The organism is Bradyrhizobium sp. Ken01 (assembly GCF_055807355.1).
This window is the reverse complement of the sequence record NZ_JBVVPC010000013.1, coordinates 110,675-127,306: the sequence shown is the minus strand read 5'-3', so window position 1 is coordinate 127,306 and position 16,632 is coordinate 110,675. Positions and strand designations below refer to the sequence as shown.

At 64.5% G+C, this 16,632-nt stretch carries 13 protein-coding genes, 1 tRNA gene and 1 pseudogene; 12 read left to right on the top strand and 3 right to left on the bottom strand.

Features of this window, described 5'->3' with window-relative positions:
• Positions 1 to 75: 75 nt before the first annotated feature.
• Complete coding sequence (locus AC0L3S_RS15550) at positions 76 to 321, top strand: zinc-finger domain-containing protein (protein ID WP_007602543.1); 246 nt, start codon at positions 76 to 78, stop codon at positions 319 to 321.
• Between the two features lie 19 nt (positions 322 to 340).
• Positions 341 to 1,543, top strand: a complete 1,203-nt coding sequence (locus AC0L3S_RS15545; protein WP_473279647.1) for an FAD-dependent monooxygenase — start codon at positions 341 to 343, stop codon at positions 1,541 to 1,543.
• Positions 1,544 to 1,568: 25 nt separating this feature from the next.
• Here the strand turns inward: AC0L3S_RS15545 and AC0L3S_RS15540 are convergent, their stop codons facing one another.
• Positions 1,569 to 1,982, bottom strand: coding sequence for a twin-arginine translocation pathway signal (locus AC0L3S_RS15540; RefSeq protein WP_473258825.1), 414 nt, complete (start codon positions 1,980 to 1,982; stop codon positions 1,569 to 1,571).
• Between the two features lie 172 nt (positions 1,983 to 2,154).
• Between AC0L3S_RS15540 and AC0L3S_RS15535 the strand changes: the two genes are divergently transcribed.
• The 3 genes from AC0L3S_RS15535 to AC0L3S_RS15525 all read left to right on the top strand — a co-directional run bounded on the left by AC0L3S_RS15535 (position 2,155) and on the right by AC0L3S_RS15525 (position 3,849).
• Positions 2,155 to 2,243, top strand: a tRNA-Leu gene (locus tag AC0L3S_RS15535).
• A gap of 160 nt (positions 2,244 to 2,403) precedes the next feature.
• On the top strand, positions 2,404 to 3,654 hold the full coding sequence (locus AC0L3S_RS15530) for a multidrug effflux MFS transporter (RefSeq protein WP_473279646.1): 1,251 nt from the start codon (positions 2,404 to 2,406) through the stop codon (positions 3,652 to 3,654).
• 54 nt (positions 3,655 to 3,708) lie between these two features.
• Complete coding sequence (locus AC0L3S_RS15525) at positions 3,709 to 3,849, top strand: hypothetical protein (protein WP_473279645.1); 141 nt, start codon at positions 3,709 to 3,711, stop codon at positions 3,847 to 3,849.
• A 9-nt stretch (positions 3,850 to 3,858) separates the two neighbouring features.
• Here the strand turns inward: AC0L3S_RS15525 and AC0L3S_RS15520 are convergent.
• Both AC0L3S_RS15520 and AC0L3S_RS15515 read right to left on the bottom strand, forming a co-directional pair.
• Positions 3,859 to 5,311, bottom strand: a pseudogene (locus AC0L3S_RS15520) (glycosyltransferase family 39 protein).
• 205 nt (positions 5,312 to 5,516) lie between these two features.
• Entirely contained in the window at positions 5,517 to 7,124 is a 1,608-nt protein-coding gene (locus AC0L3S_RS15515; RefSeq protein WP_473279644.1) for an ABC transporter substrate-binding protein, read from the bottom strand.
• A 280-nt stretch (positions 7,125 to 7,404) separates the two neighbouring features.
• Here AC0L3S_RS15515 and AC0L3S_RS15510 point away from each other — a divergent pair, with 280 nt between their 5' ends.
• The 7 genes from AC0L3S_RS15510 (at position 7,405) to AC0L3S_RS15480 (ending at position 16,558) form a co-directional block, all read left to right on the top strand.
• Positions 7,405 to 8,535 carry a M20/M25/M40 family metallo-hydrolase gene (locus AC0L3S_RS15510; protein ID WP_473279643.1) on the top strand — a complete coding sequence of 377 codons (1,131 nt, stop codon included), beginning with the start codon at positions 7,405 to 7,407 and terminating at the stop codon, positions 8,533 to 8,535.
• A 167-nt stretch (positions 8,536 to 8,702) separates the two neighbouring features.
• The gene (locus AC0L3S_RS15505; protein ID WP_007602533.1) at positions 8,703 to 9,644 is read left to right on the top strand and encodes an ABC transporter permease; all 942 of its coding nucleotides are present in this window, start codon (positions 8,703 to 8,705) and stop codon (positions 9,642 to 9,644) included.
• 20 nt (positions 9,645 to 9,664) lie between these two features.
• Positions 9,665 to 10,552, top strand: coding sequence for an ABC transporter permease (locus tag AC0L3S_RS15500; RefSeq protein ID WP_007611875.1), 888 nt, complete (start codon positions 9,665 to 9,667; stop codon positions 10,550 to 10,552).
• A gap of 14 nt (positions 10,553 to 10,566) precedes the next feature.
• Complete coding sequence (locus AC0L3S_RS15495) at positions 10,567 to 12,216, top strand: ABC transporter ATP-binding protein (RefSeq protein ID WP_473279697.1); 1,650 nt, start codon at positions 10,567 to 10,569, stop codon at positions 12,214 to 12,216.
• 236 nt (positions 12,217 to 12,452) lie between these two features.
• Positions 12,453 to 13,958, top strand: a complete 1,506-nt coding sequence (locus tag AC0L3S_RS15490) for a M81 family metallopeptidase (protein WP_473279642.1) — start codon at positions 12,453 to 12,455, stop codon at positions 13,956 to 13,958.
• A 13-nt stretch (positions 13,959 to 13,971) separates the two neighbouring features.
• Entirely contained in the window at positions 13,972 to 15,144 is a 1,173-nt protein-coding gene (locus tag AC0L3S_RS15485; protein WP_473258871.1) for a M20 aminoacylase family protein, read from the top strand.
• Positions 15,137 to 16,558 (top strand): amidase, encoded by a 1,422-nt coding sequence (locus AC0L3S_RS15480; RefSeq protein WP_473279641.1) that lies wholly within the window; start codon positions 15,137 to 15,139, stop codon positions 16,556 to 16,558. Before AC0L3S_RS15485 ends, AC0L3S_RS15480 begins: the two co-directional genes overlap by 8 nt.
• The last annotated feature ends 74 nt before the right edge of the window (positions 16,559 to 16,632 follow it).

Sequence of the window (16,632 nt, the reverse complement as noted above, 5' to 3'; positions counted from 1 at the left end):
GGTCCGCGGCGCCTTAATAATGCCGCGTCAGTCATGATTGTTGTCTGCCGCCATTGCCACTCCAGGATGAGTACGATGTCCGACCATGTCGTCCCGCACTTCCACAACGATGCCGGTGTCCCCGTCATCGAGATCGGCTCGCAAGAGTTCATGTGCGTGGGCGCCAACCCTCCGTTCGATCATCCGCACGTCTTCCTCGACCTCGGCAATGACAACGAGATCATCTGCCCCTACTGCTCGACGTTGTACCGTTTCGCCGCCGACTTGAAGGCGGGCGAAGCCCGTCCGCCGGAATGCGTCCTGAAGGACAAGGTGGCCTGACCGCTTCCATCGGCCAGGGGTGGCGCTCTCCCGAACGATTGTCATCGCCGGTGCCGGCATAGGTGGACTAACGGCTGCGCTTGCGCTCGCGGCCCGCGGCTTCCGCATCGTCGTCCTGGAAAAGGCCGAGCGGCTCGAGGAAGTCGGCGCCGGCCTGCAACTCTCCCCCAATGCCAGCCGCGTGCTGGTCGAGCTCGGCCTTGCCGAGCACCTCAAGCTGCGCGCCGTGATCCCGGAGGCGGTCTCGATCATGAGCGCGCGGGCCGGCGGCGAACTGTTGCGGATGCCGCTGGGAGAAGCCGCCGCCGCGCGCGCCGGCGCCCCCTATTGGGTGGTGCACCGCGCCGACCTGCAAACCGCCCTCGCCGGCGCAGTCTCCGACCATCCCGATATCGACTTGAAACTCGGCGCGACCTTCGAAGACGTCGCGCCTCACGCCAAGGGGCTGACGGTCGTCCATCGCAGCGGCACGATCCGGCGCAGCGATCTCGCCAGTGCGCTGATCGGCGCCGACGGCATCTGGTCGACGGTGCGCCAGCATCTGTTTCCGGAGGTGCAGCCGCGCTTCTCCGGGCTGATTGCCTGGCGCGGTACGCTCGATGCCACGCAACTGCCGAAGGACTACACCACGCGCCGGGTCCAGCTCTGGATGGGCCCGAATGCCCATCTCGTCGCCTACCCGATCGCGGGCGGACGCCAGATCAACGTGGTCGCGGTGCTGCCGGGCACCTGGAACAGACCGGGCTGGAGCACGCCCGGCGATCCCCGCGAGGTGATGGACGCCTTCGCCGCGCCGCGCTGGCCGCCAGCGGCGCGCATGATGCTCGCCACGATCGACAGCTGGCGGAAATGGGCGCTGTTCGGCGTCCCCGACGACTGCCCCTGGAGCAAAGGGTCGGTCGCGCTGCTCGGCGACGCCGTGCATGCGATGCTGCCGTTTGCGGCGCAGGGCGCCGGCATGGCAATCGAGGACGCTGCGGTGCTCGCGCAGCATTTGAGCCCTGAGATCGCCGAGAGCACCGCGGGAATCACGGCTGCGCTGAAACAATACGGCCGGACGCGTCAGGCGCGCGTGCGGCGGGTGCAGCGGACTGCGCGGCAGCAGGGCCGCATCTATCATTTCACTGGGCCGCTCGCGTTCGCGCGCGATCTTGCGGTCCGGGCGCTCGGCCCGGAACGCATGCTGGCACGGCAGGACTGGATCTACGGCTGGCGGCCCTGACGCGAGACGCTGATGGCAGGACGTTTCAGCGCACTGCTCTTGTCGATTTCGGGCCAGGCTGGTTCAGACCAGGATTGGCCGCGGGCGCCTCGGGCGGCGTTTCCCGGCACCTGTTGCGGCGCCAAGCGTCATCGGCCATCTGCGCCTGCCCGCGTACCGCGACGTAATCGTTGCGGTAGGCAAGCTCCGACACCACGGCGCCGCCCGCGCCGGTTTGTGCCTTGTCCATCAGCCTCTGCAAATCAGCGGTGCGGCTGGCGAGCGACTTGCGCTCGCCTTCGAGCTGCTTGCAATCGTACAATTCGTACTTGGCGGGATCGGCAAAGGCCGGAGCGACCGTCTCGCTCATGCCGGCGCAGCCGGACAGCGCGAAGCCGGCCGCGAGCAGCGCGGCGGCCACGCAGCACGTGCGCAGGCGAGATTGGACCAAAGCAGACATGTCGGATGAATAGTCCCCGTCGATTGAGAATGCCTAAAGCAACAACAGATGTCCGGATTGAGGCTTTGCCTTGTGCCGCCGGCTCGCCTAAGGAAGAACCGCCCTTCCGGCCTGCAAACGCCAATTCCAGACCGCCGGTAAGGGACTTAAGTGGCTGATCTCGTTGGATCAAGCGGGCATGGCGGAATTGGTAGACGCAAGGGACTTAAAATCCCTCGGCGCGCAAGCGCTGTGCCGGTTCGACCCCGGCTGCCCGCACCACGAGAGCTGCGCGGACGATCCCACCGACCGCCGCGGCCGCAAGCGCTGATACCTCATCAATTCCTGCCTGCTCCTGCACCGCCTGCCAGCCATCCCGAATCATCGCTTGTGCAACGCAGCATCGGGGTTAGACAAGGACCTCAAATCAGAGGTGAGCTACTTGTCCGACGTCAATGCCGACGATTGGGTGTCCTCGGGACACCGCCCCATGGGTTTTCCCGAATTCATCATCGTGATCGCGTCGATCATGGCGCTCAATCCGCTTGCGATGGACATGATGCTCCCGGCGCTGCCCAACATCGGGTCGGCCTTCAATATCCCCGTCGCTAACCATCTTCAGCTGGTGCTGTCGACCTTCCTGATCGGCTTTGGCGCGGGGCAGTTCGTCATGGGCCCGCTGTCGGACCGCTTCGGCCGCCGCCCGGTGCTGCTCGGCGGGATGGCGGTCTATGCGGTGGCAAGCGTGCTGGCGATTGCCGCGCCGTCGTTCGAGACGCTGCTGCTGGCGCGCGCATTGCAGGGCTTCGGCACCTCGGCGACGCGCGTGATCGCGACCTCGATCGTGCGCGACTGTTACGTCGGCCGCCGCATGGCGAGCGTGATGTCGCTCGCGATGATGATCTTCATCGCCGTCCCCGTAATCGCCCCCTCGTTCGGACAGGCGGTGCTGCTGGTGACGGCGTGGCGCGGCATCTTCGTCGTGCTGATGCTCTACGGTCTGCTCGCGCTTGCATGGTCGGTGCTGCGGCTTCCGGAGACCCTGCCTGAGAGCGAACGCAGGTCGCTCGCGCCGGCCGACGTGCTCACGGCCTACTGGCAGACCGTGACCCATCGCCAAACTCTCGGCTACGCGCTCGCAGCTGGCAGCGTCATGGGTGCGCTGTTCGCCTACGTATTTTCGGCCCAGCAAGTTTTTGTCGGCATCTATCATCTTGGCCATTATTTTCCGCTCGCCTTCGCCGCGATCGCGGCCGGCACCGCCATTGCCGGCTTCCTCAACGCGAGATTCGTCGGGACCCTCGGCATGCGCGTGATCTCGCACGGCGCGCTGACGCTCTACACCGCGGTGGCGGGTGTGATGCTGCTGACGGAAAGCCTCGGCGCGTTACCGCTTCCCCTGTTCATGGTGCTTTCGGCGCTGATGATGTTCTCGTTCGGCATGATGGTTGCCAACTTCACCGCACTCGCGATGGAGCCGCAGGGCCACATCGCCGGCACGGCGTCCTCGCTCTACGGCTCGATCACCACGCTGATCGGCATCGCCGTCGGCATGGCGATCGGGCAAAGCTTCGACGGCACGTTGCTGCCGTTCTCGGTCGGGTTCTTCGTGTCGTCACTCGCCGCGCTCCGGATCGTGCTGGTGGTGGAGAGAGGACGGTTGTTCAGGCCGCATCATCGCGCCATCGGGTGAGGAACTTCGCGGCGCTCTCGATGTTGTACTGCAACAATTTGAAAAGGCGCTTCAATGGAACCGAAACCCCGTAAAGACAACGACGCCGCGGAGCGGGCGAAGACGGAACGCACGCCGTCGGGCGCCGAAAAGACCGCCGTCACCGTGCCATTCGCGAGTGAAGGGCTCGAGCGGGTCCGCGACAGCCACTGCTGACGAAGACGCCTATTGCGTTGCGCGCCTGCTGGCGCTGAAATCGTCCGCAATGCCTTCGGGTGCCGCACCACTTCCACGGGGCGGCACCATCAGCACAACCACTTCCCGTGTGAGACCGGGCCGGCCCCATAGCTGCGCCTGTACAATCAATTCCCGCCTCATGAAGTGCCCGGCACGCCCGGCCACCCAGTCCATCCACCGGCTGCAATCATCCTGATCGCGGAAACAGAGCGCGGCCCAGCCGCGGTCCAGCGTCACCTTGCGCGGCAAACCCCCGGGATATTGATCCTCGAACGGCCGCACGTAGTGCGGATGGTCCGGGCTGTAGAACGCTGTCGCGAACGCCAGCGAATCGTCGCCGCTGACGCCGGCGAGCGGCTCGTCCGTCAGTTCGCGCCACTCGCGTGTCAATCGGCTCGCCGCCTGCGCGTAGAAATTGCGCCCCTCCTCGTAACCGTGATCGTTGCGATAAACCGCGTGGATCGGCGCGGCGACGAGGACGGCCGTAAGCGCGACGCTGGCCACGACCACGGTGAGGTTGACGGTGTAAAAGCGCTCGATTGGATAATTTGTGCCGCAGACCACGAGACACCCAGGCGACGGCTGACACGCTGATGGCGGCCAACAGCCCCAGCAGGAAGTTCCTGGCCTCACCGAGCGAGCTCACCGCAGTGCCGTTGACATGGTTCAGCGCGTAGGTGAAGGTCGGTGCCCCCGTCGTCGCGAGCCAATGAACATGCGGTGACAGCGCTGCAAGCCCGACGACCACCGAGATCCAGGGCGAAGCAGAAGTGAAATAGGCGCGTCGCGCCGGATGTGCCAGCGCGGCAAGCGTGAAGCTCGCGACGAGGAAGATCGAATAATATTTTCCGACCATGGCCAGCGCCGTCGTGCATCCCACGGCGATCGCCCACGACGCCGCTCGGGTCTCGAATGCGCGCAAGAAGCACCAGGTCGCCAGCGGCCAGACGGCCAGCAGCACCGCATTGGCGTTGAAGCGCTGGGCATGAAACTGATAGGCCGGTGTCAGCATCAGGAGCAACAGCAACAGCACCCGCTTGTGCCCCGTCACGAATTGCCGCGCGATCCGGTCGACGAAGACCAGCGCAAGCCCGGCATTGGCCATCGCCATCAATTGCAGCGACCACTCGCTGAGCGGAAAGATGGCGCTCCAGCTCGCGGCAACCCAGCCGGTCAATGGCGGATGCTTGTGATAGCCCCAGGCGAAATGCCGCCCCAGCGTCCAGGCTTCCAGCGTATCGGGGTGCAGACCGCCGCCGGCATAGGCGACCGCCAGATAGAGTGTCCAGATCGCGACGAAGCAGGCGATGAGAAGCGGCGCGGCCCAGCCCGTCTCGACGCCATCGAGCCAACGCAGGAATGGCCGGCGCCATCGCGCCGGCGCGCGATCGGACCGTTCGGCCATCGCCTGGAATGCAAAATCGATCGGCACTGGAATCAAATGGAGGAAGGAAGGTGATGCGCAAGAACGGCACATCTAGTTCAGTACGGAAACAAATAGCAATGATTGGAAACTGGAAAAGATTGAAAACGTCCGCCTTCTCGGCCGGCGCAAGGTCGACAAACGACTAAGATCGACAAACGACAACGGCGCCGCTGATGACAGCGGCGCCGCATGGTGATCCGGAGGAAAGGAAGAGTTCGCCCTACTCCGACTTGTCGACGTTCCAGAACAACGGGGTCGCGGGACCGTCGAGCACGCCGGTCAGCGATTTACGCCAGCCGCTCGGCAGGAGATACTGTCCCAGCGGGATGTAGATCACCTGCTCATAGGCTTCCTTCTGGATCTCAGCGGCGATCTTCTTCTGATCGTCGAGCGAGGCGGCGCGAACGAAGTCATCCTTGAGCTTTTCGATCTTGGCGTTCTCGGCCCAACCAAACCAGCCCTTCTTGCCCTGGCCGCCGATCGAGAGATTGGCGATCGGGTTGGAGACGTCGGCCGCGACCCAGTTGGTGAAGAACATGTTCCAGCCGCCCTCCTTCGGAGGCTTCTGGCTGGCGCGGCGGCTCACCACCGTCTGCCAATCGGTCGCTTGCAGGTCGACCTTGAAGCCGGCCTCGCGCAGCAACTGAGCCGCAACGATCGGCTGCGCCTTCAGCGTCGTGACATCGCCGGGGGCCATGATCACGATCGGGGTGCCGTCATAGCCGGATTCGGCGAGCGCCTTCTTGGCTTCGGCCATGCCGTTGCCCTTCACCAGCGTCTCCCCGCCGACTTCGGTCGCGAACGGCGTATCGCACACGAAGAAAGCGCCACAGATCTTCTGATATTTGGCGTTGCCGACGAGTGCGTCGAGAACATCCTTCTGGTTGATCGCCAGCAAGGCAGCACGGCGCACTTTGACGTTATCGAACGGCGGATAGAGGAAGTTCATCCGGCCGAGAGTCTGGAAACCGAACTTGTTCGAGACCTCGATCGTGATCTCCTTGTTCGCCTCCAGCAACGGAAGCATGTCGTAAGGCAGATTTTCCACGAAGTCGATGTCGCCCGACTGCAACGCGTTCACCGCGGTCTGCGAGTCCGGCATGGTGATCCACTCGACGCGGTCGACCTTCACCACCTTGCCGCCGGAGGTCCAGCTCGACGGCTCCTTGCGCGGCACGTAGTCGGTGTTCTTGACGTAGACCGCCTTCACGCCCGGCTGGAATTCCGACTGCACGAATTTGAAGGGACCCGAACCGATCTGCTCGGGGATCTGCTTGTCCGGCGGCGTCTCGGCCAGGCGCTTCGGCATCATGAAGGCAACGCGGGAGGACGGCTTGCCGATCGAGTCGAGCACGAGGCCGTAGGGCTCCTTCAGTTTCAGCGTGATGGTCTTGGCATCGGTCGCCTCGATGCTCGCGGTGAAGTCGAACAGTTTCTGGCCCATGCCGTCGACTGCGCCCCAGCGCTTGAGCGAGGCAACGCAGTCCTCCGCCGTCACTGGCGCACCGTCATGCCACTTCAGGCCGTCGCGCAGCGTGAACGTGTAGGTGAGCTTGTCGTCGGAGATCTTCCAGTCCGCCATCTGCGGCTGGATCTTGAAGTTCGAATCGGGCGCCACGAGCGTGTCGTAGATCATGTAGCCATGGTCACGCGTGATGTAGGCCGTGGTGAAGATCGGATCGATGATGCGCAGATCCGAATGCATCACCGCCGTGATGGTCTTGCCGGCCGCAAGCACCGGCGAGGCCAGTGCGGTCGAAAGCGCGACGACCGACAGCGCAAGTTTGGAGGCGAACGCGCGAGGCCCCCGGCGCATCAACTTCAACATAAAAAGTTCTCCTGACGTGAAACTGTTCAAAGGCAGGTTATCGATTGAGCATCCGGTTCGTTCTTTAGGCGAACTAACCTCATGCAATGCCTTTATCTTTTCGAGACTTGCAGACAGTGCCGAGCGCGTCAATCCGGTTTCGCTGCAAGCCCAAGCGGCGCGCGCGCGGGCTCCACAAGGATCGGTTTGGCTCTAAAACGCTCTCCGCCTGTCCTGACCCGCGCCGATGCAATGCGCGTTCCATGTTCCGAAGCCCAAGAGACATTGGAGAGACATTGAGATGAATCCAGCCAATCTTCCCTTCGATTCCGAAGCGATGCTCCAGGGCCTGCGCGGCTGGGTGGAATGCGAAAGCCCGACCTGGGACGCGAGCGCCGTGAATCGCATGCTCGATATCGCGGCGCGGGAGATGGCGATCATGGGTGCGACGATCGAGCGCATCGCCGGTCGCCAGGGCTTTGGCGGCGTGATCCGCGCCCGCTTTCCGCATCCGAAGCAAGGCGAGCCCGGCATCCTGATTGCCGGACACATGGATACCGTCCACCCCACGGGCACCATCGAGAAGCTGAAATGGCGCCGCGAGGGCAGCAAGTGCTACGGACCCGGCATCTACGACATGAAGGGCGGCAATTATCTTTCGCTGGAAGCGATCCGGCAACTGGCCCGCGCCTCGCTCACGACGCCACTGCCGATCACCGTGCTGTTCACGCCCGACGAGGAAGTCGGCACACCCTCCACGCGCGATATCATCGAGGCGGAGGCCGCGCGCAACAAATACGTGCTGGTGCCGGAGCCCGGCCGCGCTGACAACGGCGTCACCACCGGACGTTACGCCATCGCGCGATTCAATCTCGAGGCGACCGGCCGGCCCAGCCACGCCGGCGCGACCTTGTCGGCGGGCCGCTCTGCTATCCGCGAGATGGCGCGGCAAATCCTCGCCATCGACGCGATGACGGGCGAGGACTGCACGTTCTCCGTCGGCGTCGTGCACGGGGGTCAATGGGTCAATTGCGTTGCCACGACCGCCACCGGCGAAGCGCTTTCGATGGCCAAGCGCCAGGCCGACCTCGATCGCGGCGTTGGGAGGATGCTGGCGCTCTCCGGTACAACCAATGATGTCACCTTCAAGGTGACGCGCGGCGTGACACGTCCGGTCTGGGAGCCCGATGCCGGCACCATGGCGCTGTATGAAAAGGCGCGCGGGATCGCCAAGTCGCTCGGCGCAGAACTGCCGCATGCGAGCGCCGGCGGCGGCTCCGACGGCAATTTCACCGGCGCAATGGGCATCCCGACTCTCGACGGCCTGGGCGTGCGTGGCGGCAACGGCCACACGCTCGAAGAGTATATCGAGGTTGAAAGTCTGGTCGAACGCGGCCGGCTGATGGCGGGGCTGCTCGCGACTCTGGAGTAACGGCGCGAGCCACGTCGCCAAAACCGGGCCAGATCAGCGAAACAAGTTGACCGCACTGCAAAAACGGTGGCCCGGATGGCATGGGAATTGCTGAAATGTTAGGCTGGTGGCAGAACGCAGCCTTCAGCCGCTGTCTCTGATCTGACTCTAATCTGACGGGATCCAACTTGCTCGGATATCTCCTTCGCCGAATTCTCGCCGCCGTGCCCGTGATGGGCGTGGTGGCGCTATTCGTCTTCCTCCTGCTCCGCCTCACCCCGGGCGATCCCGCCGCGATTCTTGCCGGCGACAACGCCACGCCGGAGCGGCTCGAGCGCATCCGCACCTCGCTCGGCCTAAACGAGCCGCTGATCGTGCAGTTCATCACCTGGCTGAACAAGCTGCTGCATGGCGATCTCGGAACTTCACTCATCTCCAACCTTCCGGTGATGAAGATGATCGGCCAGCGGGTCGAGCCGTCGATCTCGATTGCGCTGTCGACCATCATCCTCGCCGTCATCGTCGCCGTTCCCCTGGGTGTGATCGCGGCCTGGAAGCACGGCACCTGGATCGACCGCTTCGTGATGGGCCTGTCCGTGCTCGGCTTCTCGGTGCCGGTGTTCGTGGTCGGCTACATCCTGATCGAGGTCTTCGCGATCGACCTGCGCTGGGTGCCGGTGCAGGGCTTCCGCAGCATCTCGAACGGTTTCGGGCCGTTCTTCGAGCGCATCATCCTGCCCACCTGCGCACTGTCCTTCATCTACATCGCGTTGATCGCGCGCATGACGCGCGCGGCGATGCTCGACGTGCTCGGCGAGGATTACGTCCGCACCGCGCGCGCAAAAGGCATCAACGAAGTCGCCGTGATGATGCGCCATGCGCTGCGCAACGCCGCCGTGCCCGTGATCACGGTGATCGGTACCGGCTTTGCGCTTCTGATCTCCGGGGTCGTCGTCACCGAGAGCGTGTTCAACATCCCCGGCATCGGCCGCCTCACAGTGGATGCGGTGCTGGCGCGCGACTATCCGGTGATCCAGGCGATGATCTTGCTGACGTCGTTGATCTACGTCGTCGTCAACCTCCTGATCGACGTCGCCTATACGCTGCTCGATCCCCGGATCCGGTACTAGGGCTAAGGATAACAACAAGAATGTCTGTCGATACCCTTCCCCAGTCGTCCATCCCGATCACGTCGCCGCTGCGGCCGCGCTTCGGATTCCTGACCTCGACGCCGATCATCGCGGCAGCGACCATCTGCCTGGCGTTGGTTGTGCTGATCTCGATCCTGGCGCCGTTGATCGCGCCGTATGATCCGATCCAGCTTGCGCCCTCGCAGCGGCTGAAGCCCTCTTCGGCGCAATTCCTGCTCGGCACCGACGCCTATGGCCGCGACCTGCTGTCGCGCGTCATGTATGGCGGACGCATTTCGCTTCTGATCGGCATCGGTTCGGCGATCATGTCGATCGTCATTGGGTTGGCGATCGGCCTCGTCTCCGGCTTCTTCAAGCTGGTCGATTCGGTCATGATGCGGATCATGGACGGCCTGATGGCAATGCCGAGCATCCTGCTGGCAATCGCCGTGGTGTCGCTGTCCGGCGCCAGCCTTTGGACCGTCTTGATCGCGATCACGATCCCCGAAGTTCCGCGCGTGGCACGCCTGGTGCGCTCGGTCGTGCTCTCGGCGCGCGAAGAGCCCTATGTCGAAGCGGCGATCTCCGTCGGCACATCCCTGCCGAAGATCATGTGGCGGCATTTGATGCCGAACACGATCGCACCTCTGATCGTGCAGGGCAGCTACGTCTGCGCGTCCGCGATCCTCACCGAGGCCATCCTCTCCTTCCTCGGCGCCGGCATCTCGCCGGAAACGCCGACCTGGGGCAACATCATGGCCGAGGGCCGTCAGTACTTCCAGCTCAAGCCGACGCTGATCTTCTGGCCGGGCCTGCTGCTCTCGATCGCGATCCTCAGCATTAATTTGATCGGCGATGCCGCCCGCGACGCACTCGATCCGCGCATGAAGCAGCGGGAAGGCAAATGATGACCGATCAAGTGATGACCAGCCCCATCCTCGACATCAACAACCTCGTCGTCTCCGTCGGCAAGAAGCCGAACGCCGCAAACATCATCGACGGCATCTCGATCCAGGTGCACGAGCGCGAGACGCTGTGCCTCGTCGGCGAAAGCGGCTCGGGCAAGTCGGTGACCTCGCTGACCACGATGGGTCTGCTGCCGAAGGGCACCCTGATTCCCACCGGCGGCAGCGTCAAGCTGGTCGGCGAGGAGATTCTCACCGCGACCGACCGCCGCCTGCGGCAGCTCCGCGCGACGCGGATGGCGATGATCTTCCAGGAGCCGATGACGGCACTCAATCCGGTGATGCCGGTTGGCCGCCAGATCGACGAAGTCCTGCGCGCGCACACCAAACTCGATGCGAAGGCGCGCAAGAAGCGCATCCTCGACATGATGGAGCAGGTGCGCCTGCCCCAGGTCGAGCGTATCTTTGCCTCCTATCCTCACCGACTCTCCGGCGGTCAGCGCCAGCGCATCATGATTGCGATGGCACTCGTGCTCGAACCGAAGCTGCTCATCGCGGACGAACCGACCACCGCGCTCGACGTCACCACGCAGAAGCAGATCTTGACCCTGATCCGCGACCTCCAGCGCGATCACGGAACCGCCGTGCTGTTCATCACCCACGACATGGGCGTGGTCGCAGAGATCGCCGACCGCGTCGCGGTGATGCGGCAGGGCCGACTGGTCGAGACCGGAACGCTGGATTCCATCCTGCGCAATCCGACCATGGAATACACCCGCAACCTGCTCTCTGCAGTGCCGAGCCTGGTGCCGCGCGCGGCACGGCCTGAGACCAAGGAACCGGTGGTGCTGGAGGCCAACGAGCTCGGCAAGGTCTATCGCGAGCGCGCGTTCTTCGGTAAAGGCCGCGAAGTCGTCGCTGCCGACAGGGTCACGCTGACGCTACGCAAGGGTCGCACGCTCGGCATCGTCGGCGAGAGCGGCTCAGGCAAATCGACCGTGGCGCGCTGCATCGTCCGCCTGATCGACCCGACCTCCGGTGGCGTACGCCTCTCCGGCCGCGAGATCTCGGACATTTCGCGGCGGCTGTTGCAGCCGCATCGCAAGAAGATCCAGATCGTATTCCAGGACCCCTATCGCTCGCTCAACCCGCGCGTCACCGTCGGCGAAAGCATTGCGGAAGGCCCGATCAATTACGGCGTGTCGCATGCCGACGCAATGAAGCGTGCCCGCGAATTGCTGGAGCTGGTCGGCCTGCCCGCCGATGCGGTCGCACGCTATCCGCACCAGTTTTCCGGCGGCCAGCGTCAGCGCATTGCGATCGCCCGCGCGCTCGCGCTCGATCCCGACGTGTTGGTCGCGGACGAGGCGGTCTCCGCCCTCGACGTCTCCGTGCAGGCGCAGGTGCTGGACCTATTCGACGAGATCCAGAAGCGGCTCGGCATCGCCATCCTGTTCATCACTCACGATCTGCGCGTCGCAGCACAGATCTGCGACGAGGTCGTGGTGATGCAGCACGGCCGCGTTGTCGAGCAGGGCCCGGCCGCCGAAGTGCTGACGCATCCGAAGGAGGCGTACACCAGAGCCTTGCTCGAGGCCGCGCCAGGCCGCGGCTGGGATTTTGCGAACTTCCGGCCAGTGGCCGAGGGCGTGGCGGCTAGCGCCTAGTCTCTCGCCTCGTCATTCCGGGGCGTCGCGAAGCGATGAGCCCGGAATCCATCGGGCAGCAGACTCCGTCGCACGATGGATTCCGGGCTCGCGCCGAAGTGGCGCGCCCCGGAACGACGGCGGAGCAGCATTCCCAAAACGATCTGACGCCATGCGCGCCGCGATTGCTTCCCGGCTTGCTCTCGCCGCAAGCACAGGGCTAACGTCGCGCACTTTCAATTGCTGGACTTGAGTTGATGACACGTATCGCCGTCGGCGGCTTCCTGCACGAGACCAACACCTTCGCTCCGACGAAGGCGACTTTCGCGGATTTCCAGCACGGCGGCGGCTGGCCGGCGATGACGCAAGGTCCCGACGTGCTGAAGGTGATGCGCCGCATCAATGTCGGCCTCGCCGGTTTCGTCGACAGCGCCGAGGCTAACGGCTGGGAACTCATTCCAACGATTGCCTGCGGCGCGAGCCCTTCGGCGCATGTCACCAAGGACGCCTTCGAGCGCATCGTGAAGGTCATGGTCGATGGCATCGCTGCCGCCGGCCCGATCGACGCCGTCTATCTCGATCTGCACGGCGCGATGGTCACGGAACATCTCGACGACGGCGAAGGCGAGATTCTCGCGCGCGTGCGCCGCGTCATCGGCAAGGACATTCCGCTGGTCACCAGCCTCGACCTCCACGCCAACGTCACCCCCGAGATGATGGAGCACGCGGACGCGCTGATCGCCTACCGCACCTATCCCCATGTCGACATGGCCGAGACCGGCCGCGCCTCGGCCAAACATCTCGCGCTCCTCCTGAACACCAGGCAGCGTTTTGCAAAATCCTTCCGGCAATTGCCGTTCCTGATCCCGATCAGCTGGCAGTGCACCAACGACCAGCCGACCAAGGGCATCTACGAAAAGCTTGCCGCGCTCGAGAGCGACGCCGTTCCGACGCTGTCCTTCGCGCCCGGCTTCCCCGCCGCCGATTTCCGCGATTGCGGGCCGAGCGTGTTCGCCTATGGCAAGACGCAAGCCGATGCCGACCGCGCTGCGGATGTGATCGTGAAGTTGATCGAAAGCCATGAGGACGATTTCGACGGCAAGATCTGGTCACCCGATGACGGCGTGCGCCACGCGATGGAACTCTCGAAGGGCGCCAGCAAGCCCATCATCATCGCCGATACCCAGGACAATCCGGGCGCCGGCGGCGATTCCGACACCACCGGCATGCTGCGCGCGCTGGTCCGCAACAAGGCCAGTGCCGCGACCGGCGCGATCTACGATCCGGAATCGGCCAAGGCCGCGCATGCAGCCGGCGCCGGTGCCACCGTGACGCTGTCGCTCGGCGGCAAGTCCGGCATTCCCGGCGACGAGCCCTATCGTGAGGCCTTCGTCGTCGAAAAACTCTCCGACGGCCGCTTCATCGCGCCCGGTCCCTACTATGGCGGCCGCGAGATGGAGATGGGCCCGTCCGCCTGCCTTCGCATCGGCGACGTCCGAATCGTCGTCTCCTCGCACAAGGCGCAGCTCGCCGACCAGGCCATGTACCGCTATGTCGGCATCGAGCCGACCGAACAGAAGATTTTGGTCAACAAGAGCTCGGTGCACTTCCGCGCCGATTTCGAGCCGATCGCGGAAAAGCTGATGATCTGCGCCGCCCCTGGCGCGATGCCGGCCGACACAGCGACGCTGCCATGGACACGCCTGCGGCCGGGCATCCGCATCAAGCCGAACGGCCCGGTTTTCACTCCCTCCTCACGCTAACTGGACAGAACACATGCCCACGATCGAGCGCATCGACGGCTATGCCGACGAACTCACCGCTATCAGGCGCGACCTTCACGCCCATCCGGAAATCGGCTTCGAGGAAGTGCGCACCTCCGGAATCGTCGCGGACAAGCTGAAGAGCTGGGGCATCGAGGTGCATCGCGGTCTCGGCGGCACCGGCGTGATCGGAATCATCAAGGGCAAGGGTTCGAGCGGCAAGCGTATCGGGCTTCGCGCCGACATGGACGCGCTGCCGATGGAGGAGAACACCAATCTGAAGTGGAGTTCGAAGATTCCCGGCCGCTTCCACGGCTGTGGCCATGACGGCCACACCACCATGCTGCTCGGCACCGCGCGTTACCTCGCCGAAACCAAGAATTTCGACGGCACAGTACACCTGATCTTCCAGCCGGCCGAGGAAGGCCTCGGCGGCGCCCGCGCGATGATCAAGGACGGGCTGTTCGAGAAATTTCCGTGCGACGAACTCTACGGACTGCACAACGCGCCCGACCTCAACCACGGCGAGATCGCGATCCTGCCCGGCCCCGCGATGGCCAGCGCCGACTTCTTCGACCTCCGCATCACCGGCTATGGCGCGCACGGTGCGATGCCGGAGCGCTCCAAGGACGCTGTGATCATCGCGACCACGCTGGCGCAGGCGATCCAGACCATCGTCAGCCGCAATGTCGAGCCGCTGCAAGCCGCCGTCGTCTCGATCACGCAGATTCACGCCGGTTCGGCGTACAACGTCATCCCCGGTGACGCGCATCTCTGCGGCACCATCCGCACTTTCTCGAAAGAAGTCCGCACCCTGATCAGCGAACGCATTCGCACGATCTGCGCCGGCATCGCGAGCGCCTATCAATGCGTGATCGACGTCGACATCCGCGACACCTTCGACGTACTGGTCAACCAGGTCGAGCAGTCCAAGGTGGTCGAGGAGGTCGCGCGCACCATCGTCGACCCCGCCAACGTGATCACCCGCGCCCAGCCGAAGATGGGCAGCGAGGATTTCGCCGACATGCTGCAAACCATTCCCGGCGCCTATTTCTGGGTCGGCCACGACGGCTCGGTGCCCGTGCACAATCCCGGCTTCGTGCTCGACGACAAGATCCTGCCGATCGGTGCCAGCATGTTCGCCCGGATCATCGAGACCCGTATGCCGGTGGGTGCCCATGCATAAAAAGAGCGTCGAAGAGGAAGTCACCTCGTTGCACGATCTCTCCGCAGTCGATCTGATCGCGGGCTATCGCGCCAAGCAGTTCTCGCCGAGCGAGGTGCTGGAAGACGTGCTCGCGCACGTCGCAGCTTGGGAGCCGCACCTCAAGGCGCTTTATGCATTCGATCCCGACGGCGCGCGCGAGGCCGCGAAGGCCTCGACCGCACGATGGTCCGGGGGCGAGCCGTCCGGCGCGCTCGACGGCGTGCCGGTGACCGTGAAGGACAACATCGCGACCAAGGGCGTGCCGGTGCCGCTGGGCGCGGCCAGCGTCAAGTTGGTGCCGGCCGAGAAGGACGCGCCGCCCGCCGCGCGGCTGCGCGAGGCCGGTGCGATCATCTTCGCCAAGACCACCATGCCCGATTACGGCATGCTGTCTTCGGGGCTATCCTCTTTCCATGCGCTCGCGCGTAATCCCTGGGACCTCTCCAAGAATCCCGGCGGCTCCAGTGCCGGCGCGGGCGCCGCTGCGGCGGCTGGCTATGGTCCGCTGCATCTCGGGACCGATATCGGCGGCTCGGTCCGCCTGCCCGCGGGCTGGTGCGGCCTCGTCGGATTCAAGCCGAACTTTGGCCGCGTGCCGATCGATCCCGCCTATGTCGGCCGCGTCGCCGGTCCCATGACCCGCACCGTCGACGATTGCGCGCTGATGATGAGCGCGATCGCAAAACCCGACCGGCGCGACGGCACGAGCCTGCCCGCGGAACCCCTCAACTGGAAGGGGCTGGAGAAATCCCCGCGCAAACTCCGCATCGGATTGATGCTCGATCCCGGCGTTGGTCTGGCGCTGGAGAAACCGGTGCGCGATGTCGCCGTGAAGGCGGCAAAGGCATTCGAGTCCGCAGGGGCCGTCGTCACCGAAGTCGACGGCATCCTCACGCGCGAGATGCTCGACGGCCTCGACAACTTTTGGCGCGCACGGATGTGGGATGACCTGTCGAAGCTGACGCCCGCCGAACAGGCCAAGGTGCTGCCCTACATTTTCAAGTGGGGCGAACCCGGCGCGAAGCTCTCGGGTATCGACGTCATCAGGGGCTTCAACCAGACCATGGCAATCCGCGCTGCGGCATCAAAACTGTTCTGCGAGCTCGACTATGTGATCTCGCCGACCGCGCCGAACGTGAACTATCCGGCGGAGTGGGCCTCGCCGACCAACGATCCCATGAAGCCGTTCGAACACATCGCCTATACCGTGCCATGGAATATGTCGGAAAATCCGGCGATCTCCATTAACGGCGGCTTCGACCCCAGGGGTTTTCCCATCGGCGTGCAGATCGTCGGCCGCCGCTTCGACGATATCGGCGTGCTTGGCATGGCCAAGGCGTTCGAGAGCCTGCGCGGGCCGCAGAAGCCCTGGCCCAGCCCGCCGGCGAAGTAATCTACATACTCCGTCATGGCCGGGCTTGTCCCGGCCATCCACGTCTATACGCTTGCACTGAAGCAAGTACGTGG